Genomic DNA, 20,858 nt, shown 5'->3' on the forward strand with positions numbered 1-20,858 from the left:
CGCCGGCGGGGCTGGAAACGCCGGCGGGGCTGGAAACGCCGGCGGGGCTGGAAACGCCGGCGGGGCTGGAAACGCCGGCGGGGCTGGAAACGCCGGCGGGGCTGGAAACGCCGCCGCACGGCACCCCGGCAGGCCGGAACGGCCGCGACGCGCGGGGCGCAGATCAGGCCACGCCCGGGGCCGCCCAGGGACAGAGCCTGGCGGACACCGGGGCACGGGGTCGGGGGCAGAGCCCCACCACCGGTCCCGCGGGCGTTGCCGGCGGGGCGTGTGCGGTGGGTGTGGTCGGGGGCGGTGGGGTGGCCGCCTCTGAGTTGGTCGGGGGGGACCCCGAGGCGCGGCGGGCCGTGGCCTGGGTGTTGCGGGGGCACTTCGTGGTCGGGACGCTCGACGAGGCCGAGGCGTTCGTCGCGGCGCGGCCCGACGCCGTGGCGGTGACCGTCGAGGGCGACGTACTCGGGGCGCACCTCGCGCACGGCGGCTCCGCGGGGGCGCCCAGCCTGATCGAGGTGCAGGCGGCGGTCGACGAGGCGGCGGGCGAGCTGTCCCGGCTCGACGCGCGGTGCCTCGAGCTGGCCGCGGCCCAGTCGGCCGCCCAGGCGCGGCGGCAGGACGCGGCCGCCCTGGTCGAGGAGCTCGCCGAGCGCCGCCGGGCCGGGGAGCGGGCCCGGGCCGGGGTCGCGCAGCAGCTCGGCCGCCTCGCCGGACAGGCGAAGGGCGCGGTCGGCGAGGCCGAGCGCAGCGCCACCGCGGCGGCCAAGGCCCAGGACTCCCTGGAGCAGGCGCTGCTGGACGTGGAGGAGTGCGCCGAGCAGCTCGCGACGGCCGAGGAGATGCCCGCACAGGAGGAGCCGGACACGTCCAGACGGGACCGGCTGGCCGCCGACGGGGCCAATGCCCGGCAAACGGAGATGGAGGCCCGGCTCCAGCTCAGGACCCACGAGGAGCGGGTCAAGGCGCTGGCCGGAAGGGCGGATTCGCTCGACCGGGCGGCCCGCGCCGAGCGGGAGGCCCGCGCCCGCGCCGAGCGCCGCCGGGCCCGCCTGCGGCACGAGGCGGAGGTCGCCCGGGCCGTCGCCGACGGCGCCCGCCAGCTGCTCGCGCACGTGGAGGTCTCGCTGGGCCGCGCCGACGGGGAACGCGCCGGCGCCGAGCACGCCAAGGGCCTGCGCGAGCGGGAGCTCGCGGACGCCAGGAACAGCGGCCGGGACCTGAAGGGCGAACTCGACGAGCTCACCGACTCGGTGCACCGCGGCGAGGTGCTCGGCGCCGAGAAGCGGCTGCGCATCGAAGCGGTGGAGGCCAAGGCGCTGGAGGAGTTCGGCATGGAGGCGGCCGGCCTCGTCGCCGAGTACGGGCCCGACCAGCCCGTACCGCCGTCGCCGCCCGCCGAGGGCGAGGCGCTGCCCGAGGACCCGGAGCACCCCCGCAACCTGCCCGGCCCCTTCGTCCGCGCCCAGCAGGAGAAGCGGCTCAGGGCGGCCGAGCGCGCCTACCAGCAGCTCGGCAAGGTCAACCCGCTCGCGCTGGAGGAGTTCGCGGCGCTGGAGGAGCGCCACCAGTTCCTCAGCGAGCAGCTGGAGGACCTGCGCAAGACCCGCGCCGACCTCCTTCAGGTGGTGAAGGAGGTCGACGAGCGCGTCGAGCAGGTCTTCACCGAGGCGTACCGGGACACGGCCCGGGAGTTCGAGGGGGTCTTCTCGCGGCTGTTCCCCGGCGGCGAGGGCCGGCTGGTCCTCACCGACCCCGACAACATGCTGACCACTGGCGTCGACGTCGAGGCCCGCCCGCCGGGCAAGAAGGTCAAGCGGCTGTCGCTGCTGTCGGGCGGCGAGCGCTCGCTGACCGCCGTGGCCCTGCTGGTGTCCATCTTCAAGGCGCGCCCCAGCCCGTTCTACGTGATGGACGAGGTCGAGGCCGCACTCGACGACACCAACCTGCAGCGGCTGATCCGGATCATGGAGGAGCTCCAGGAGAGCTCCCAGCTGATCGTGATCACCCATCAGAAGCGGACGATGGAGGTCGCCGACGCCCTCTACGGCGTCTCGATGCAGGGCGACGGCGTCTCCAAGGTGATCAGTCAGCGGCTCCGCTGACTTCCCTGGCTCCACGTTAAGTTCACAAAGTGAACACTAAATCGCGCCTTCAGTTGGCATCCATCCGTCCTTGATGCATTTTTCACGAGGCCTTGACTTCAGAAAGTGAAGTCATAAGCTCTGCTGTGCCGTGTCCGACGTTCAGGTGGTGGTGAGCCGCATGCTGTGCGCCACTAGAGGAACACGCGCATAGACACACACCCCCACACCGCCCGCCGTCGGCGCCGGGCCCAGGAGCGCACCTTGACCAGCACAGCGAACGCACCCGCGTCGGGCGGTGGCCGGCCGGCGCAGCCCGATCACCTCGGGCACGTCATCTTCATCACCGCCGCAGCGGCCATGGGCGGCTTCCTCTTCGGCTACGACAGCTCCGTCATCAACGGCGCCGTCGAGGCGATCCGCGACCGCTTCGACGTAGGCTCCGGCACCCTCGCCCAGGTGATCGCCGCCGCGCTGATCGGCTGCGCCCTCGGTGCCGCCACCGCCGGCCGCATCGCCGACCGGATCGGCCGCATCCGCTGCATGCAGATCGCCGCGGTCCTGTTCACCGCCAGCGCCATCGGCTCGGCGCTCCCGTTCGCCCTCTGGGACCTCGCCGTCTGGCGGGTCGTCGGCGGCTTCGCCATCGGCATGGCCTCGGTCATCGGCCCGGCCTACATCGCCGAGGTCTCCCCGCCCGCCTACCGCGGCCGCCTCGCCTCCTTCCAGCAGGCCGCGATCGTGATCGGCATCGCCATCTCCCAGCTCGTCAACTGGGGCATCCTGAACCTCGCCGACGGCGACCAGCGCGGGAAGATCGGCGGCCTGGAAGCCTGGCAGTGGATGCTCGGCGTGATGGTCGTCCCGGCCGTCCTCTACGGCCTGCTGTCCTTCGCCATCCCCGAATCCCCGCGCTTCCTGGTCTCGGTCGGCCGCATGGAGAAGGCCAAGACGGTGCTGCGCGAGGTCGAGGGGTCGGGCATCGACGCCGACGCCCGGGTCCGCGAGATCGACCGCGCCATCCATTCGGAGCAGAAGTCGACGTTCAAGGACCTCCTCGGCGGCCGCTTCGGCTTCCTGCCGATCGTCTGGATCGGCATCGGCCTCTCCGTCTTCCAGCAGCTGGTCGGCATCAACGTGATCTTCTACTACAGCTCCTCGCTGTGGCAGTCGGTCGGCATCGACCCGAGCGCCTCGTTCCTCTACTCCTTCGAGACCTCGGTCGTGAACATCATCGGTACGGTGATCGCGATGGTCTTCGTGGACCGGATCGGCCGCAAGCCGCTGGCCCTCATCGGCTCCGCCGGCATGGCGATCTCCCTCGCGCTCGCCGCCTGGGCCTTCTCCTACAAGTCCGGCGCCGGCGGCGACATCGCCCTGCCGCACGCGCAGGGCATCGTGGCCCTGATCGCCGCCAACTGCTTCGTGCTCTTCTTCGCCCTGTCCTGGGGCGTGGTGGTCTGGGTGCTCCTCGGCGAGATGTTCCCGGGCCGCATCCGCGCCGCCGCCCTCGGCGTCGCCGCGGCCGCCCAGTGGATCGCCAACTGGGTCATCACCGTGTCGTTCCCGACCCTGTCGGACTGGAACCTGTCCGGCGCCTACATGATCTACACGTTCTTCGCCCTGCTCTCGATCCCGTTCATCCTCAAGTGGGTGCCGGAGACCAAGGGCAAGGCGCTGGAGGAGATGGGGTAACCATCCCCCGCCACCGCCCCTTCTCCTCGATGCTGCCCCGGCTCAGTCCTTGAGCCGGGGCAGTACCTGTTCGCACAGCAGGTGCAGGCTGCGCCAGCCCTCGTCCAGGGGCATCCCGCCGCACAGCGGGTGCAGCACCAGGTTCCCCGCCTCGCCGGCGCCGCGGGCGTACGCCACCGCCTCGTCCGGGGTCAGGACGCGGTACACGCCCTCCTCGCGCAGCTCGGCCACCGAGCCCGCGGCGGACCGCACCGCGCTGCGGATGTCCTTGGACTGCCACGACGCGTACATGCTGGCCTCGTGCAGGAAGCGCCCGCCGTGCTCGGCCCAGACCCGGTCGGGGTCCTCCGCGATGTGCAGCAGCGGGGTCTCGGCCGCGGGCATCATGCAGAAGCCCTCCGTGCCGTACTCGGCGAGCCGCTCCTGGTAGTACGCCTCCAGCTCCGGCAGGTGCGCGCTCGGGAAGAACGGCAGGCCCAGCCGGGCGGCGCGCCGGGCCGCCGCCTGCGAGCTCCCGCCGACCAGGAGCATCGGGTGCGGCCGGGTGAACGGCCGCGGGGTCACCCGTACGGTGCGGCCCCGGAACTCGAACGGCTCGCCGGTCCACGCCTTCAGCAGGGTCTCCAGCAGCTCGTCCTGGAGCCGGCCGCGCCGCCCCCACTCCACGCCGTGCTGCTCGTACTCCTCGGGCCGGTAGCCGATGCCCGCCACGGTGACCAGGCGCCCGCCGCTCAGCAGGTCCAGGACGGCGATGTCCTCCGCCACCTTCAGCGGGTCGTACAAGGGGCCGATGATCGCCGAGACGGTGACCGCGATCCGACGGGTGGCGCCGAACACGGCGCCCGCGAAGGCGAAGGGGGAGGGCAGCCAGTTGTTGCCGGTGCCGTGGTGCTCCTCGGTCTGGACGGTGTCGATGCCGCGGTCGTCCGCGTACCGCGCCATCTCCAGCGCCGCCTTGTAGCGGGCGGACAGGGATTCGGGGGTGCCGTTCGGGTCGACGAGATTGAACCGGGCCACGGTGATGGGCATGGAGGAGTCCCCCTTCGCCGGATGTGGGTGGGCGGGCGAAGGGGGACGTTAGCTGACGTAGCGTCAGTTGGACAGGGATCCGGCGAGCTCGGGCTCCTCGGCCGCAGCGGCCGCCTCCGGGGCGGGCGTGCGCGGCAGTGCGGCGTACAGCACGGCCGAGGTGAGGATGCCGGCCGCCCAGCCGAGGCCGTTCTGCCCGATCCAGGTGGTGGCGAGCGGTCCGCTGAACCAGTCGACCTTGGTGAACAGCAGGCCCACGACCAGGGCGAGGGCCCACGCGGTCATCGCCTGCCAGGCGAAACCGCCCTTGTACCAGTAGGCGCTGGTCCGTGTGGTGTCCAGCAGCGCCGGGCCGTCGTAGGCCTTCCGGCGCAGCATGTCCACGCCGAAGACGCCGATCCACGCGGAGAAGGCCACGGCCAGCAGGGTCAGGAAGGAGATGAAGGAGCCGAAGAAGCTGGTCGCCACCACCATCAGCAGGAAGCCGAAGACCAGGCTGATGAGCGCGTTGACGCTGACCGCCCAGGTGCGCGGGACCTTGATGCCGAGGGTCTGCGCGGTGAAGCCGGCCGAGTACATGGACATCGAGTTGATGAGCAGCATGCCGACGAGGGCGATGAGCAGGTACGGGACCGCGATCCAGGTCGGCAGCAGCTCGCCGATGAAGGAGACCGGGTCCTGGGCGCTGGCCAGGTCCGGGGTGCCGACGGCCATGACCGCGCCCATCAGGACCATGGGGAGCACGACCACGCCGGCGCCGCCGATCGTCGCGCCGACCATGCCCTTGGAGGAGGCGGTGCGGGGCAGGTAGCGGGTGAAGTCGGGGCCCGAGGGCACCCAGCTGATGCCGCCGGCGGCGATGGTGCCGATGCCCGCGATCATCATCGCGGTGGAGCCGGCCGGCTTGCCGAAGACGGCGGACCAGTCGGTGGTGGCCACCAGGTACCCGAGGACCAGCACGCTGAAGGCGCCGAAGAGGTACGTCGACCACTTCGAGCAGACGCGCAGCGCGTTGATGCCGAGACCCGAGACGACGAAGGTGCAGCCCACGAAGAACAGCAGGGTGACGACGATCAGCGGGGTGTTGCTCTTGATGCCGAAGAGCAGGTCGAGCACGGTCAGCACGGCGTAGGCGCCGCTCACCGCGTTGATGGTCTCCCAGCCCCACCGGGCCACCCATATGAGGGCGCCGGGGAAGAGGTTGCCGCGCTGGCCGAAGACGGCCCGCGAGAGCGCCATGCCCGGGGCGCCACCCCGCTTCCCGGCGATCGATATCAGGCCCACGATGCCGTACGAGACGACCGGCGCGGCGACCGCGACGATCAGCACCTGCCAGATGTTGAGCTTGTTGAAGATCACCAGTCCGGCGCCCATGGTCAGCAGCAGCACGCTGATGTTGGCGGCGACCCAGGTGGGGACGAGCTCGCGGACCCGGCCGCTGCGCTCGCCGTCCGGCACCGGCTCCAGGCCGCGGGTCTCGATCGCGGTCTCTTCGGCAGACATGCAGTACTCCGTGGGGGAGGGAGTGGAGGGGGAGTCGCTCATCATCGTAGATTTGCCTCTAAAACCACAAATAGAGGCTTACGACCCGGTGGGAACCTCCAAGGTCCGGGTTACGGGGCGGCTGTGGCAGATACTGGGTGGGTTATGGACATCCTCATCCTTGCTGTAGTCATCGCCCTGGTCGCGGTCGGCGCGATCAGCGGGCTCGTGGTCAGCAGCCGCAAGAAGAAGCAGCTGCCGCCCACGGCGCCGTCGAGCACGCCGACCATCACTGCCCCGCCCGCCGAACCCCAGGTGGGGGAGGACGCCGCACCGACGGTCGAAGAGCCGCGCCGCACCATCGAGGAGGTCGCCCTCCCCGACGCCGAGGCCGCTCTCGCGACGCCGCCCGCCGTCGAGGACCCGGTCGTGGAGGCGCCGCCCGCGCCCGCGATCGAGGTGCCCGAGCCCACCGCCGGGCGCCTGGTCCGGCTGCGCGCCCGCCTCGCCCGGTCGCAGAACTCCCTCGGCAAGGGGCTGCTCACGCTGCTCTCCCGGGAGCACCTCGACGAGGACACCTGGGAGGAGATCGAGGAGACCCTCCTCGTCGCCGACGTCGGTGTCGTCCCGACCCAGGAGCTGGTCGACCGGCTCCGCGAGCGGGTGAGGGTGCTCGGCACCCGCACCCCGGCGGACCTGCGCGCCCTGCTCAAGGAGGAGCTGCTGACGCTGCTCGGCACCGACTTCGACCGCGCCGTGAAGACGGAGAGCGGCGAGGACACCCCCGGTGTGATCATGGTCGTCGGCGTCAACGGCACCGGCAAGACCACCACCACCGGCAAGCTGGCGCGCGTGCTCGTCGCCGACGGCCGCAGCGTGGTGCTCGGCGCGGCCGACACCTTCCGCGCCGCGGCCGCCGACCAGCTCCAGACCTGGGGTGACCGTGTGGGGGCCCGTACGGTGCGCGGCCCTGAGGGCGGCGACCCGGCGTCGATCGCCTACGACGCCGTGAAGGAGGGCATCGCCGAGGGCGCCGACGTGGTGCTCATCGACACCGCGGGCCGCCTGCACACCAAGACCGGCCTGATGGACGAGCTCGGCAAGGTCAAGCGCGTCGTGGAGAAGCACGGCCCGCTCGACGAGATCCTGCTGGTCCTGGATGCCACCACGGGCCAGAACGGCCTGACCCAGGCCCGTGTCTTCGCCGAGGTGGTGGACATCACCGGCATCGTGCTGACCAAGCTCGACGGCACCGCCAAGGGCGGCATCGTCATCGCCGTCCAGCGCGAGCTCGGGGTCCCGGTCAAGCTCATCGGGCTCGGCGAGGGCCCGGACGACCTGGCGCCCTTCGAGCCGGAGGCGTTCGTCGACGCCCTGATCGGCGACTGACGGGCCCGCCTTCCCCCCCCCCCCCCCACGTGCGGGTGCCCCCGCGTTCCGGCCGGAACGCGGGGGCACCCACACGTGGGGGGGGAGGCGCTACCGGCGCAGGCGGTGGCAGATGTACGCGAGGGTGCCGAGCAGCAGCCGGGCCTGGGGCGGGCTCCCGGCCGCGTCGAGCGCGGGCGGCCGCAGCCAGCCGGCCTGGCCGAGTCCCGCCCGGTCGGAGGGCGGGGCCGTCACGTGGCAGCCGTGGCCGAGTGCCCGCAGGTCGAGGTCCGCGTCGTCCCAGCCCATCCGGTACAGCAGCTGCGGCAGCTCGGCCGCGGCGCCCGGCGCCACGAAGAACTGCGCCCGGCCGTCCGGGGTCTCGATGACCGGCCCGAGCGGCAGGCCCATGCGCTCCAGCCGGACCAGCGCGCGCCGGCCGGCCTCCGCGGAGACCTCGATGACGTCGAAGGAGGGGCCCACGGGCAGCAGCACCGCCGCGCCCGGGTACTCGCCCCAGGCCTCGGTGACCTCGTCCAGGGTGGCCCCGGCCTTGACCGTGGGGGCGAAGGGGAGGGGATGCGCCCCGGGGGCGGGGCACCGCGCGTCCCCGCAGGAGCAGTCGCGTGCGGGCGCCGCCGCACGAGCCCCCGGGACCACGTCCCAGCCCCACAGTCCGGTGTACTCCGCCACCGCCGTGCACTCCGAGGTCCGGCCGCGGCGCCGGGCGCCGGAGCGGAACTCCCTGGTGCCGCGGCTACCGCCGATCGTGAAGCCCATGCCCATGCCCCCTCCAACGGGTCGGACGCTCCGGTGGTTACGGGACCGGCGGGACCGGCGCACTCCTCGCCGCGTGCGCCCCGAGCGCACTCCTGTCCACCCATCCCTTTTCACCTCGGTGTCAAGTGAATCGCGCCTGGCCGGTGGCGAGTTCATTCAAAGGGGTGGCGAATGGTGGCGTTTCTGGAATCGACCTCGCCGGAGGGGTGATCGTAGGATTACTTTCGGTACATGAACCCCGAAGGCGAACCCATCCGTGGGTATGCCGGAGGCAATACGTGAAGGACTCGTGAAGGTCCGTGGCGACGATTGCCGTTCCCGTCAGGGTTCGTGTGGAAGAGGCTGAGCGGATGGGGGCGTTCCAGTGAGCGGCAACGGCGCAAGCGGAACGGACGAGGATGCTGCGGAGTCCGCAGACCGGAACGTCCAGCTGACGTCGTGGTTCGTCCGCAGCGGCTGGTCGAAGGGCGAACTCGCCCGCCAGGTCAACCGCCGGGCCCGCCAGATGGGCGCGCACCACATCAGCACGGACACCTCCCGGGTGCGCCGCTGGCTCGACGGCGAACAGCCCCGCGAGCCCGTCCCGCGGATCCTCTCCGAGCTGTTCTCGGAGCGCTTCGGCTCCGTCGTCGCCATCGAGCAGCTCGGCCTGCGCACCGCTCACCAGACCCCCTCCGTCTCCGGTGTCGACCTGCCCTGGGCCGGCCCGCAGACCGTCGAGCTGCTCGGCGAGTTCTCCCGCAGCGACCTGATGCTGGCCCGCCGCGGCTTCCTCGGGACCTCGCTCGCCCTCTCCGCCGGCCCCGCCCTCATCGAGCCCATGCAGCGCTGGCTCGTGCCGGCCCCGGCCGCCGACCCGGGGCCGCGTACGGCGGGGCCGGCGGGCACGCTCGGCGGGCCCCGCCCGCCGCGGCTCTCCGAACCCGAGCTCGACCTCCTCGACGCCACCACCGTCATGTTCCGCCAGTGGGACGCCCAGTGCGGCGGCGGACTGCGCCGCAAGGCCGTCGTGGGCCAGCTCCACGAGGTCACCGACCTGCTCCAGGAGAACCACCCGGCGCACGTCATGAAGCGGCTCTTCAAGGTCGCCGCGGAACTCGCCGAACTGGCCGGCTGGATGAGCTACGACATCGGCCTGCACCCCACCGCGCAGAAGTACTTCGTCCTCGCCCTGCACGCCGCCAAGGAGGCCGGGGACAAGCCGCTCGGCTCGTACATCCTCTCCGGGATGAGCCGCCAGATGATCCACCTCGGCCGCCCCGAGGACGCCCTGGAGCTCATCCACCTCGCGCAGTACGGCAGCCGCGACTGCGCCGGCCCGCGCACCCAGGCCATGCTGTATGCGATGGAGGCCCGCGCCTACGCCAACATGGGGCAGCCCAGCCGCTGCAAGCGGGCCGTGCGGATGGCCGAGGACACCTTCGGCGACGTCGGCTTCGGGGGCGAGCCCGAACCCGACTGGATCCGCTTCTTCTCCGAGGCGGAACTGAACGGCGAGAACTCCCACTCGTACCGGGACCTGGCCTACGTCGCCGGGCGCAGCCCCACCTACGCCTCCCTCGCCGAGCCCGTCATGGAGCGGGCCGTCGAACTGTTCGAGAAGGACGAGGAGCACCAGCGCTCCTACGCCCTCAACCTCATCGGCATGGCCACCGTCCACCTGCTCCAGCGCGAGCCCGAGCAGGCCACCGTCCTCGTCGGCCGGGCCCTCGACGTGGCGCAAAAGGTTCGGTCCGAGCGGGTGAACACCCGGCTCCGCAAGACCGTCGACACGGCCGCCCGTGAGTACGGCGACGTCGCCGACGTCGTCCGGCTCACCGACATCCTCGCCGCCCGGCTCCCCGAAGCCGCGGAGGCCGTCTGACGGCCCTCCCGGCCGCCCCCGAGGCCCCGGCCGCGGCAGGCAACCCCGTGAGGCCCGATCAGGCTCCCCCAGCCAGGACATCCGGGTACTGCCGCGGCCGGCTCACGCCGGCCGTCCGTTCATGGACGCGTAACACGCCCGACCTCTTCGTCACGGGCACGAAACACCTTGCGGCGCCGCCGGAAACCGGCCTGCGCGAATCTCAGGGCCAATAACCGGCCAGTCCGGGCCAGCCCTCCACCCGGCCGGACCCCTTAACGCCGCTCAGGTTTTCACGATCGCCCGCACGCGAACGTACCGACGACGAGGAGACGCCGATGGCATCAGCCATCACGACCCTCGCGGCAGACGCCCCGACGCTGTCTGCCGCGAACACCGGGTTCATGCTCATCTGCTCCGCCCTGGTCATGCTGATGACCCCGGGACTCGCCTTCTTCTACGGAGGCATGGTCCGCGTCAAGAGCAGCCTCAACATGCTGATGATGAGCTTCATCAGCCTCGGGATCGTCACGATCCTGTGGGTCCTCTACGGCTTCAGCCTCGCCTTCGGCACCGACTCCGGCTCCCTCATCGGCTGGAACTCCGACTACGTGGGCCTCAGCGGCATCGGCATCACCGAGCTGTGGGACGGCTACACCATCCCGGTCTACGTCTTCGCAGTCTTCCAGCTGATGTTCGCCGTCATCACCCCCGCCCTGATCAGCGGCGCCCTCGCCGACCGCGTGAAGTTCAGCGCCTGGGCCCTGTTCACCGCCCTGTGGGTCACCGTCGTCTACTTCCCCGTCGCCCACTGGGTCTGGGGCGCGGGCGGCTGGCTCTTCGAGCTCGGCGTGATCGACTTCGCGGGCGGCACCGCCGTCCACATCAACGCCGGCGCCGCCGCCCTCGGCGTGATCCTGGTCATCGGCAAGCGCGTCGGTTTCAAGAAGGACCCGATGCGCCCGCACAGCCTCCCCCTGGTGATGCTCGGCGCCGGGCTCCTCTGGTTCGGCTGGTTCGGCTTCAACGCCGGATCCTGGCTCGGCAACGACGACGGCGTCGGCGCGGTCATGTTCGTCAACACCCAGGTCGCCACCGCCGCCGCCATGCTCGCCTGGCTCGCCTACGAGAAGCTGCGCCACGGCTCCTTCACCACCCTCGGCGCCGCCTCCGGCGCGGTCGCGGGCCTCGTCGCCATCACACCCGCGGGCGGAGCCGTCAGCCCGCTCGGCGCGATCGCCGTCGGCGCCATCGCCGGCGTCCTGTGCGCCATGGCGGTGGGCCTCAAGTACAGGTTCGGCTTCGACGACTCCCTCGACGTGGTCGGCGTGCACCTCGTCGGCGGTGTCGCCGGCTCCCTGCTCGTGGGCCTCTTCGCCACCGGCGGAGTCCAGTCCGACGTCGCGGGCCTCTTCTACGGCGGCGGCCTGGAGCAGCTCGGCAAGCAGGCCGTCGGAGTCTTCGCCGTCCTCGCCTACTCTCTCGTCGTGTCCGCGCTGCTCGCCTTCCTCCTCGACAAGACGATGGGGATGCGGGTCACCGAGGACGACGAGGTCTCCGGCATCGACCAGGTCGAACACGCCGAGACCGCCTACGACTTCAGCGGAGCGGGCGGCGGAGCCTCCTCCAGGAGCACCGCCGTACCCGTCCCCGCCGCCGCGAGCAAGAAGGTTGACGCATGAAGCTGATCACCGCGATCGTCAAGCCGCACAAGCTGGACGAGATCAAGGAAGCCCTCCAGGCCTTCGGGGTCCAGGGGCTCACGGTCACCGAGGCCAGCGGCTACGGCCGCCAGCGCGGCCACACCGAGGTCTACCGCGGCGCCGAGTACACCGTGGACCTCGTACCCAAGATCCGCATCGAGGTGCTCACGGACGACGCCGACGCCGACGACGTGATCGACGTCATCGTGCGGGCCGCCGCCACCGGCAAGATCGGTGACGGCAAGGTGTGGAGCGTGCCCGTGGACTCGGTCGTCCGGGTCCGCACCCGCGAGCGCGGCGCTGACGCGCTTTAGGTGACGGGAGCTCCTGGGTGACGAGCGTCGAAGAGACCACGGACCACACGGCCGACTCGGGACCCAGCGGATACGCCGCGGCCCGGCTGCGACTCCTCCAGGAGGAGTCGCGGTCCGGGCCTTCGCGGCGTTCCGCCCTGGCCGGACTGACCGACACATGGCTGAACGCGCTGTTCGCGACCGCCGTCCGGGAGACCGGCGTGCGCGGCGCCTCCCTGGTGGCCGTCGGCGGCTACGGGCGGGGCGAGCTCTCCCCGCGCAGCGACCTCGACCTGGTGCTGCTCCACGACGGCAAGGCCGAGCCGCGGCAGCTCAGCGCGCTGGCCGACCGCCTCTGGTACCCGGTGTGGGACCTGGGCCTCGCCCTCGACCACTCCGTACGGACACCCGGCGAGGCCCGCAAGACGGCCGCCGAGGACCTCAAGGTGCACCTCGGGCTGCTGGACGCCCGCCCGGTCGCCGGAGACGCCGGCCTGCTCGCGGGCCTGCGCACCTCCGTCCTGGCCGACTGGCGCAACCAGGCCGCCAAACGCCTCCCCCAGCTGCACTCCCTGTGCCGGGAGCGGGCCGAGCGCGCCGGGGAGCTCCGCTTCCTGCTCGAACCCGACCTCAAGGAGGCCCGCGGCGGGCTGCGGGACGCCACCGCGCTGCGGGCGGTGGCGGCGTCCTGGCTCGCCGACGCCCCGCGCGAGGGCCTCGCCGAGGCCCGGCGCCGGCTCCTCGACGCCCGGGACGCCCTGCACCTGGTGACGGGCCGGGCCACCGACCGGCTCGCGCTCCAGGAACAGGACCAGGTCGCGGCGCAGCTCGGGCTGCTCGACGCGGACGCGCTGCTCCGCGAGGTGTACGAGGCCGCGCGGGTCGTCGCGTACGCCGGCGACGTGACCTGGCGCGAGGTCGGGCGGGTGCTGCGGGCGCGCTCGGCCCGGCCGCGGCTGCGCGGCCTGCTCGGCACCCGGGCCCCGGCGGCGGCCCCGCGGGCACCGCTCGCCGAAGGGGTCGTGGAGTCCGACGGCGAGGCCGTCCTGGCCCTGGCCGCGCGACCCGACCGGGACCCGGCCCTGGCGCTGCGGCTCGGCGCGGCCGCCGCGCAGGCGGGGCTGCCGGTCTCCCTGCACGCCCTGCGCAGGCTCGCCGCCCAGGCCAAGCCGCTGCCGGTGCCGTGGCCGGCGGAGGCCCGCGAACAGCTGCTGACGCTGCTGGGCGCGGGGGAGCCGATGGTGGCCGTGTGGGAGGCCATGGAGGCGGAGGGCCTGATCACCCGGCTGCTGCCCGACTGGGAGCGGGTCAGGTGCCGGCCCCAGCGCAACCCCGTCCACACCTGGACCGTGGACCGCCACCTGATCGAGACGGCCGTGCGCGCCTCGGCCCTCACCCGCCGGGTCGGCCGCCCCGACCTGCTCCTGATGGCCGCCGTGCTGCACGACATCGGCAAGGGCTGGCCGGGGGACCACTCGGTCGCGGGCGAGACGATCGCCCGCGACGTCGCCGCCCGGGTCGGCTTCGACGCCCGCGACGTCGCCGTCCTGGGCACGCTCGTACGCCACCACCTGCTGCTGATCGACACCGCGACCCGGCGCGACCTGGACGACCCGGCGACCGTCCGCTCGGTCGCCGGGGCCGTGGGGTCGGTGGGGACGCTGGAGATACTGCACGCCCTGACGGAGGCCGACGCCCTGGCCACCGGCCCGGCGGCGTGGAGCGCCTGGCGGGGATCGCTCGTCGCGGACCTCGTCGCGCGCGTCGCGGCCGTCCTGCGCGGGGCGCCGCAGGAGGTGCGGGAGCCGGAGATCCCGACGACCGAGCAGGAGCGCCTGGCGGTGGAGGCCCTGCGCACCGGGGAGCCGGTGCTCGCGCTCCACGCCCGCCAGGAGGAGGACGCGGTCGGCGTGGAGCTGGTCGTGGCCGTCCCCGACCAGCCGGGGGTCCTCCCCGCGGCGGCCGGGGTCCTGGCCCTGCACCGGCTGACCGTCCGGGCGGCGGACCTGCGGTCCGTGGAGCTCCCGGACCGGCTCGGCGAGGTTCTGGTGCTGCGGTGGCGGGTGGCGGCCGAGTACGGGGCGCTGCCCGAGGCCGCCCGGCTGCGCACCGACCTGGTCCGGGCCCTGGACGGCTCGCTGGACGTCCCGTCGAAGCTGGCGGACCGCGAGGCGGCGTACCCGCGCCGGCGCGGGGTGGTCCCGCCGCCGCCCCGGGTCACGGTGGCCGCGGACGTCTCCGCCCTGGCCACGGTCCTGGAGGTGCGGGCCCCCGACGCGGTCGGCCTGCTGCACCGGATCGGCCGTGCGCTGGAGACGGCGGGGGTGCGGGTGCGCAGCGCGCACGTCTCGACGCTGGGGGCCAACGCGGTGGACACCGTGTACGTGGTCGACGGCGACGGCAAGCCCCTGCCCCCGCGGGAGGCCGCCGCCCTGGCCGCCTCGGTGCAGGCCGCCCTTTCGTAGCCCCCCGCGGTCCGATCCCCGCACCCGGGATCGGACCGCAGGGTTCAGTGCGCGGCGCGGCCCGATACCCTGGGGGACGACCACAACGCCCCCGACCCGAGGAATCGCGACCACCGTGTTCGATACGCTCTCCGACCGCTTGGCGAATACCTTCAAGGGCCTGCGCGGCAAAGGCCGGCTGTCCGAGGCTGACATCGACGCAGCGGCCCGGGAAATCCGTATCGCCCTCCTCGAGGCCGACGTCGCCCTCCCGGTCGTCCGCTCCTTCATCGCGAACGTCAAGGAACGCGCGCGCGGCGAAGAGGTCAGCAAGGCCCTGAACCCGGGCCAGCAGGTCCTCAAGATCGTGAACGACGAGCTCGTCACGATCCTCGGCGGCGAGACCCGGCGGCTGCGCTTCGCCAAGACCGCCCCCACCGTGATCATGCTGGCCGGTCTCCAGGGTGCCGGTAAGACCACCCTCGCCGGAAAGCTCGGCCTGTGGCTCAAGGGGCAGGGCCACACCCCGCTCCTGGTCGCCTGCGACCTCCAGCGCCCCAACGCCGTGAACCAGCTCTCCGTCGTCGCCGACCGCGCGGGCGTGGCCTTCTACGGCCCCCAGCCGGGCAACGGCGTCGGTGACCCGGTCCAGGTCGCGAAGGACTCGATCGAGTACGCGCGCACCAAGCAGCACGACATCGTCATCGTCGACACCGCCGGCCGCCTCGGCATCGACCAGGAGCTGATGCAGCAGGCCGCGGACATCCGCGACGCCGTCAGCCCCGACGAGATCCTCTTCGTCGTCGACGCCATGATCGGTCAGGACGCGGTCAACACCGCCGAGGCCTTCCGCGACGGCGTCGGCTTCGACGGCGTCGTGCTCTCCAAGCTCGACGGCGACGCCCGCGGCGGCGCCGCGCTCTCCATCGCGCACGTCACCGGCAAGCAGATCATGTTCGCCTCGAACGGCGAGAAGCTCGACGAGTTCGACGCCTTCCACCCGGACCGCATGGCGGGCCGGATCCTCGACATGGGTGACATGCTCACCCTGATCGAGCAGGCCGAGAAGACCTTCAGCCAGGCCGAAGCCGAGAAGATGGCGGCCAAGCTGCAGAAGGGCCCCAAGGAGTTCACGCTCGACGACTTCCTGGCCCAGATGGAGCAGGTCCGCAAGATGGGCTCCATCTCCAAGCTGCTCGGCATGCTGCCCGGCATGGGGCAGATCAAGGACCAGATCAACAACATCGACGAGCGCGACGTGGACCGCACCGCCGCGATCATCAAGTCGATGACCCCGGCCGAGCGCCAGGACCCGACGATCATCAACGGCTCGCGCCGCGCCCGTATCGCCAAGGGCTCCGGCACCGAGGTCAGCGCGGTCAAGTCGCTCGTGGAGCGGTTCTTCGACGCCCGCAAGATGATGTCCCGCATGGCCCAGGGCGGCGGCATGCCCGGCATGCCCGGCATCCCCGGGATGGGCGGCGGCCCCGGCCGGCAGAAGAAGCAGGTCAAGCAGGCCAAGGGCAAGCGCAAGAGCGGCAACCCGATGAAGCGCAGGGAAGAGGAGGCCGCGGCTGCGGCCCGCCGCGAGCAGGGTCCGCAGGCGGCCGAGCCCGCGCCCGGCGCCAACCCGTTCGGCCTGCCGGCCGGCGGCGGTCAGCCCGGCCAGGACTTCGACCTTCCGGACGAGTTCAAGAAGTTCATGAAGTAGTACCCGCCCAGGCGGGAAGCGCAGGGCCCCGGTCGTGACCCCACGGCCGGGGCCCTGCGCGTTCTGCAGGGGCAATGGGGGGATTTGTCGCTTATCGTCTGCCGGGAGGACGGCAGAAGGAGGCGCCCCGTGCCCACCCCCACCCCGGTACCGCCCCGCGACAGGGCCGACACGCCCTGGCGCTCCGAGGGCGCGCCGCCCGCGCCTCCGCCGAAGAAGCGGATGCCGGGCGGCTGGCGCGGGCTGATCCTCACCGCCTTGATCGTGTACCTGATCACCAACCTGGTGCTGTCCTTCTTCAACGAGGGGGGCGAGCCGACCATCTCGTACACCGAGTTCAGCAAGCAGGTCGCGGCCGGCAACGTCTCGAAGATCTACTCCAAGGGCGACGCGATCCAGGGCCAGCTCAAGGCCAAGCAGCCGAGGCCCGACGGGGACAAGGGCGACTACACCAAGTTCGTCACCCAGCGCCCCGCCTTCGCCGACGACGACCTGTGGGCGAACCTCACCAAGCAGAACGTGAACGTGACCGCCTCCCCGGTCGTCGTCCAGCGCAGCTTCCTGGCCAACCTGCTGCTCTCCCTCGCCCCGATGCTGCTCCTGGTCCTGCTCTGGGTGTTCATCGCGCGCCGGATGAGCGCGGGGATGGGCGGCGGCATGGGCGGGCTGGGCCGCAAGGCGCCGCCCAAGCCGGTGGAGCTGGACCAGGGCGCCCAGCGCACCACCTTCGCGGACGTGGCGGGCATCGACGAGGTCGAGGGCGAGCTCAACGACGTCGTCGACTTCCTCAAGAACCCGCAGGCCTACCGGAAGCTGGGCGCCCGGATGCCCGGCGGCGTCCTGCTGTCCGGCCCGCCCGGCACCGGGAAGACCCTGCTCGCCCGCGCGGTGGCGGGCGAGGCAGGGGTGCCGTTCTTCTCCGCCTCCGCCTCCGAGTTCATCGAGATGATCGTCGGAGTCGGCGCCTCCAGGGTCCGCGAACTGTTCAGCGAGGCCCGCAAGGTGGCCCCCGCGATCATCTTCATCGACGAGATCGACACCATCGGGCGCGTGCGCGGCGGCGGCGGGACCATGGGCGGCCACGACGAACGCGAACAGACCCTCAATCAGATCCTCACCGAGATGGACGGCTTCTCGGGCTCGGAAGGGGTGGTCGTCCTCGCCGCCACCAACCGCGCCGACGTCCTGGACCCCGCCCTCACGAGGCCCGGCCGCTTCGACCGCACGGTGGTCGTCTCCCCGCCCGACCGGGGCGGGCGCGAGGCCATCCTGCGCATCCACACCCGGGACATCCCGCTCGCCCCGGGCGTGGACCTCGCGCAAGTGGCCCGTACCACCCCCGGGATGACCGGCGCCGAACTGGCCAACCTGGCCAACGAGGCCGCCCTGCTGGCCGTCAAGCGGCGGCAGGACCAGGTCACCCAGTCCGACCTGTCCGACGCCCTGGAGAAGGTCCAGCTCGGCGCGGAGCGCTCCTTGGTCATGCCGCTGGAGGAACGCCGCCGCACGGCCTACCACGAGAGCGGGCACGCCCTCCTGGGCATGCTCCAGCCGGGCGCCGACCCGGTCCGCAAGATCACCATCGTGCCCCGCGGCCGCGCCCTCGGCGTCACCCTCTCGACCCCGGACGCCGACCGGTACGCCTACACCGAGCCGTACCTGCGCGGCCGCATCATCGGAGCGCTCGGCGGCATGGCCGCCGAGCACGTGGTCTACGACGTCATCACCACGGGCGCGGAGAACGACCTCGAACAGGTCACCAACATCGTCCGCGGCATGGTCGGCCGCTGGGGCATGAGCGACCGCGTCGGCAAGCTCACCGCCATCCCGTCCGACGGCGGCAGCCCCTACGGCCTGTCCGCCGCCCCGACCACCCTCGACGCCGTGGACCACGAGATGCGGCGGATCGTCGACGAGTGCTACGCGGAGGCCTGCCGCCTGCTGCGCGACAACCGCCCGAAACTCGACGCCCTGGCCGACGCCCTGCTCGCCAACGAGACCCTGGACGAACGGGCAGCGTACGCCGCCGCCGGCATCACCCGCCTGACGAAGGGCCACGACCCCGCGTGAGCACGGCCGTCAGGCCACCCGGGCGATCACATACCGGAAGATGTTCGGCAGCCAAACGGCCCCGTCCGGCCGCTCGTACGGGTGAAGGGCGACCGCCAGCTCCTTCTCCGCCAGCGCCGGATCGGCCATCCCGAAGCGCGCGGCGTCATCGCCCCCGGCGGAGCCGCCGGTGCCCGCCACGGGGTAGAGCCCCGTCGACAGCAGCCCGCGCACCGCGCTGTCCACGTCCGCGTAGCCGAACGGGCAGAACACCCGCCCCGACCCGTCCGGCCGCAGCCCGGCCCGCTCCACGAGCGCGTCCAGGTCCCGCGGCACGGGACCGCCGCCCAGCACCGCCGGCACGGTGCACCTCTCCGCCGGGCCCCAGTCGGCCAGCACCACCGCCCCGCCGCGCCGGACCGCGGGCAGGGCCGGCTCCAGCGCCGCCGGGTCGGGAGAGAAGGCCAGCAGGGCGTCGTACGGACCCTCGGCCGCCGCGGACGGCGGGGCGCACGGCGGAGCCGCCAGCACCTCCAGGAGCCGTTCGCGGGCCAGCGCCCGCCGGGCCGGATCCGCCTCCACGCCGGTGGCGGCGGCTCCCCGCCCGGCCGCGAGCAGCAGGGGCAGCCCGGCCCCGCAGCCGAGGCCCAGCAGCCGGTCTCCCGGCCCGACCTCCAGCCGGTCGTAGACCGCCTCGTACAGCGGTACCAGCATCCGTTCCTGGATCTCGGCCCAGTCCCGGGCGACGAGCGTCGCGGTCGGCGTCGGTGTCATCGAAAGAGCGCTCCTGATTCCATGTCGCCCCCTTGCCCCCGTTGACAGAGAACTCCCCATCCGCCTCCGCGTCCAGAGGAACGAGCCACCCGATTCACGCTCGGCGCGCCGGGCGCCGTACCATTCGCGCCATGGCAAAGGCACCCGTTCTCACCCCGCAGGCGGAGGATTTCCCCCGCTGGTACCAGGATCTGATCAACAAGGCCGAGCTGGCCGACAACGGTCCGGTCCGCGGCACCATGGTCATCCGACCGTACGGCTACGGCCTGTGGGAGCGGATGCAGCAGGAGATGGACGCGCGGATCAAGGACGCGGGCGCCCAGAACGCGTACTTCCCCCTGTTCATCCCGCAGTCGTACCTGACGAAGGAAGCCGAGCACGTCGAGGGCTTCGCCCCCGAGCTCGCGGTCGTCACGCACGGCGGCGGCAAGGAGCTGGAAGAGCCGGTCGTGGTCCGGCCCACCTCCGAGACGATCATCAACGACTACTTCTCCAAGTGGGTCCAGAGCTACCGGGACCTGCCCCTGCTCATCAACCAGTGGGCCAACGTGGTCCGCTGGGAGATGCGCCCCCGCGTGTTCCTCCGTACGAGCGAGTTCCTCTGGCAGGAGGGCCACACCGCCCACGCCACGTACGAGGAGGCCCGCGACTACGCCGCCCGGATCCACACGGACGTCTACGGCGACTTCATGACGAACGTGCTCGGCATCGACGTCGTGCTCGGCCGGAAGACCGCCAAGGAGCGCTTCGCCGGGGCCATCAACACCCTCACGCTCGAGGGCATGATGGGCGACGGCAAGGCCCTGCAGCTGGGCACCAGCCACGAGCTCGGCACCAACTTCGCCAAGGCCTTCAACACGCAGTACCTGTCGAAGGAAGGCAAGCAGGAGCTCGTCTGGCAGACCTCGTGGGGCGTCTCGACCCGCATGGTCGGCGGCCTGATCATGTCCCACGGCGACGACAACGGCCTGCGCGTCCCGCCGCGCCTCGCCCACGTTCAGGTCGTCGTCATGGCGATCAAGGGTGACGAGGCCGTCGCGAAGGTCCGCGAGCTGGGCGCCCAGCTGAAGGCCGCCGGCATCCGCGTGCAGGTCGACGACCGCGTGGACACCCCCTTCGGCCGCCGCGCCGTGGACTGGGAGCTCAAGGGCGTACCGGTCCGCATCGAGATCGGCCCCCGCGACCTGGAGGCCGGCACCGCGATGCTGGCCCGCAGGATCCCGGGCGGGAAGACCCCGGTGCAGATCGACGCGCTCGCCGACCTGCTGCCCAAGGTGCTCGACGAGGACCAGGCGCAGCTGCTGCGCGAGTCCCGCGAGCGCCGCGAGGCCCGCACCTCGGACGTCTCGACCATCGAGGAGGCCGCCGAGGCCGCCATCGCCGGCGGCTGGGCGCGCATCCCGTGGGCGGACCTGGGCCCGGAGGGCGAGGCGAAGCTGGCCGAGCAGGCCGTCTCCGTGCGCTGCCTGATCGCCGCGGACGGGTCGGTCCCGGAGGCGGACGACGCTCCCGGTACGCTCGCGATCGTCGCGCGCTCGTACTGATCCGCGGACCCGCGGACCCGCAGATTCGCTGATCCGCCGATGTGCTGATCCGCTTGTGCGCCCCGTGC

At 72.4% G+C, this 20,858-nt stretch carries 14 protein-coding genes; 10 read left to right on the forward strand and 4 right to left on the reverse strand.

What is annotated here, in order from left to right:
* Positions 1-2,096, forward strand: a 2,096-nt coding sequence (locus tag AB0D66_RS15705) for an AAA family ATPase (RefSeq protein WP_362302520.1), incomplete at its 5' end; no start/stop codon positions are given.
* Between the two features lie 243 nt (positions 2,097-2,339).
* Entirely contained in the window at positions 2,340-3,770 is a 1,431-nt protein-coding gene (locus AB0D66_RS15710) for a sugar porter family MFS transporter (RefSeq protein ID WP_362302523.1), read from the forward strand.
* Between the two features lie 42 nt (positions 3,771-3,812).
* Here the strand turns inward: AB0D66_RS15710 and AB0D66_RS15715 are convergent, their stop codons facing one another.
* Both AB0D66_RS15715 and AB0D66_RS15720 read right to left on the reverse strand, forming a co-directional pair.
* Positions 3,813-4,799, reverse strand: a complete 987-nt coding sequence (locus AB0D66_RS15715) for an LLM class flavin-dependent oxidoreductase (RefSeq protein WP_362302526.1) — start codon at positions 4,797-4,799, stop codon at positions 3,813-3,815.
* 63 nt (positions 4,800-4,862) lie between these two features.
* The gene (locus AB0D66_RS15720) at positions 4,863-6,302 is read right to left on the reverse strand and encodes a cytosine permease (protein WP_362302529.1); all 1,440 of its coding nucleotides are present in this window, start codon (positions 6,300-6,302) and stop codon (positions 4,863-4,865) included.
* 144 nt (positions 6,303-6,446) lie between these two features.
* Here AB0D66_RS15720 and ftsY point away from each other — a divergent pair, with 144 nt between their 5' ends.
* Complete coding sequence (ftsY, locus tag AB0D66_RS15725) at positions 6,447-7,670, forward strand: signal recognition particle-docking protein FtsY (RefSeq protein WP_362302532.1); 1,224 nt, start codon at positions 6,447-6,449, stop codon at positions 7,668-7,670.
* Positions 7,671-7,760: 90 nt separating this feature from the next.
* On the opposite strand, the gene AB0D66_RS15730 is transcribed toward ftsY, so the two are convergent.
* Positions 7,761-8,429, reverse strand: coding sequence for a bifunctional DNA primase/polymerase (locus tag AB0D66_RS15730; protein ID WP_362302535.1), 669 nt, complete (start codon positions 8,427-8,429; stop codon positions 7,761-7,763).
* Between the two features lie 364 nt (positions 8,430-8,793).
* On the opposite strand from AB0D66_RS15730, the gene AB0D66_RS15735 reads away from it, so the two are divergent.
* The 6 genes from AB0D66_RS15735 (at position 8,794) to ftsH (ending at position 18,493) form a co-directional block, all read left to right on the forward strand.
* A complete protein-coding gene (locus tag AB0D66_RS15735) occupies positions 8,794-10,293 on the forward strand; it encodes a hypothetical protein (RefSeq protein WP_362302538.1) in 1,500 nt (499 codons plus the stop codon).
* Between the two features lie 317 nt (positions 10,294-10,610).
* Positions 10,611-11,954, forward strand: coding sequence for an ammonium transporter (locus tag AB0D66_RS15740; RefSeq protein WP_362302541.1), 1,344 nt, complete (start codon positions 10,611-10,613; stop codon positions 11,952-11,954).
* On the forward strand, positions 11,951-12,289 hold the full coding sequence (locus tag AB0D66_RS15745) for a P-II family nitrogen regulator (RefSeq protein WP_069922130.1): 339 nt from the start codon (positions 11,951-11,953) through the stop codon (positions 12,287-12,289). The genes AB0D66_RS15740 and AB0D66_RS15745 overlap by 4 nt, the downstream gene beginning before the upstream one ends.
* A gap of 17 nt (positions 12,290-12,306) precedes the next feature.
* Positions 12,307-14,733, forward strand: coding sequence for a [protein-PII] uridylyltransferase (locus tag AB0D66_RS15750; RefSeq protein WP_362302546.1), 2,427 nt, complete (start codon positions 12,307-12,309; stop codon positions 14,731-14,733).
* Between the two features lie 115 nt (positions 14,734-14,848).
* Positions 14,849-16,423 carry a signal recognition particle protein gene (gene ffh, locus AB0D66_RS15755; protein ID WP_362302549.1) on the forward strand — a complete coding sequence of 525 codons (1,575 nt, stop codon included), beginning with the start codon at positions 14,849-14,851 and terminating at the stop codon, positions 16,421-16,423.
* 129 nt (positions 16,424-16,552) lie between these two features.
* Complete coding sequence (gene ftsH / locus AB0D66_RS15760; protein ID WP_362302552.1) at positions 16,553-18,493, forward strand: ATP-dependent zinc metalloprotease FtsH; 1,941 nt, start codon at positions 16,553-16,555, stop codon at positions 18,491-18,493.
* A gap of 9 nt (positions 18,494-18,502) precedes the next feature.
* Here the strand turns inward: ftsH and AB0D66_RS15765 are convergent, their stop codons facing one another.
* Positions 18,503-19,246, reverse strand: coding sequence for a methyltransferase type 11 (locus AB0D66_RS15765; protein WP_362302556.1), 744 nt, complete (start codon positions 19,244-19,246; stop codon positions 18,503-18,505).
* Between the two features lie 131 nt (positions 19,247-19,377).
* Here AB0D66_RS15765 and proS point away from each other — a divergent pair, with 131 nt between their 5' ends.
* Complete coding sequence (gene proS / locus AB0D66_RS15770) at positions 19,378-20,790, forward strand: proline--tRNA ligase (RefSeq protein WP_362302559.1); 1,413 nt, start codon at positions 19,378-19,380, stop codon at positions 20,788-20,790.
* Positions 20,791-20,858: the final 68 nt, after the last annotated feature.

This window comes from Streptomyces sp. NPDC048270, from assembly GCF_040652335.1.
Lineage (GTDB): Bacteria > Actinomycetota > Actinomycetes > Streptomycetales > Streptomycetaceae > Streptomyces.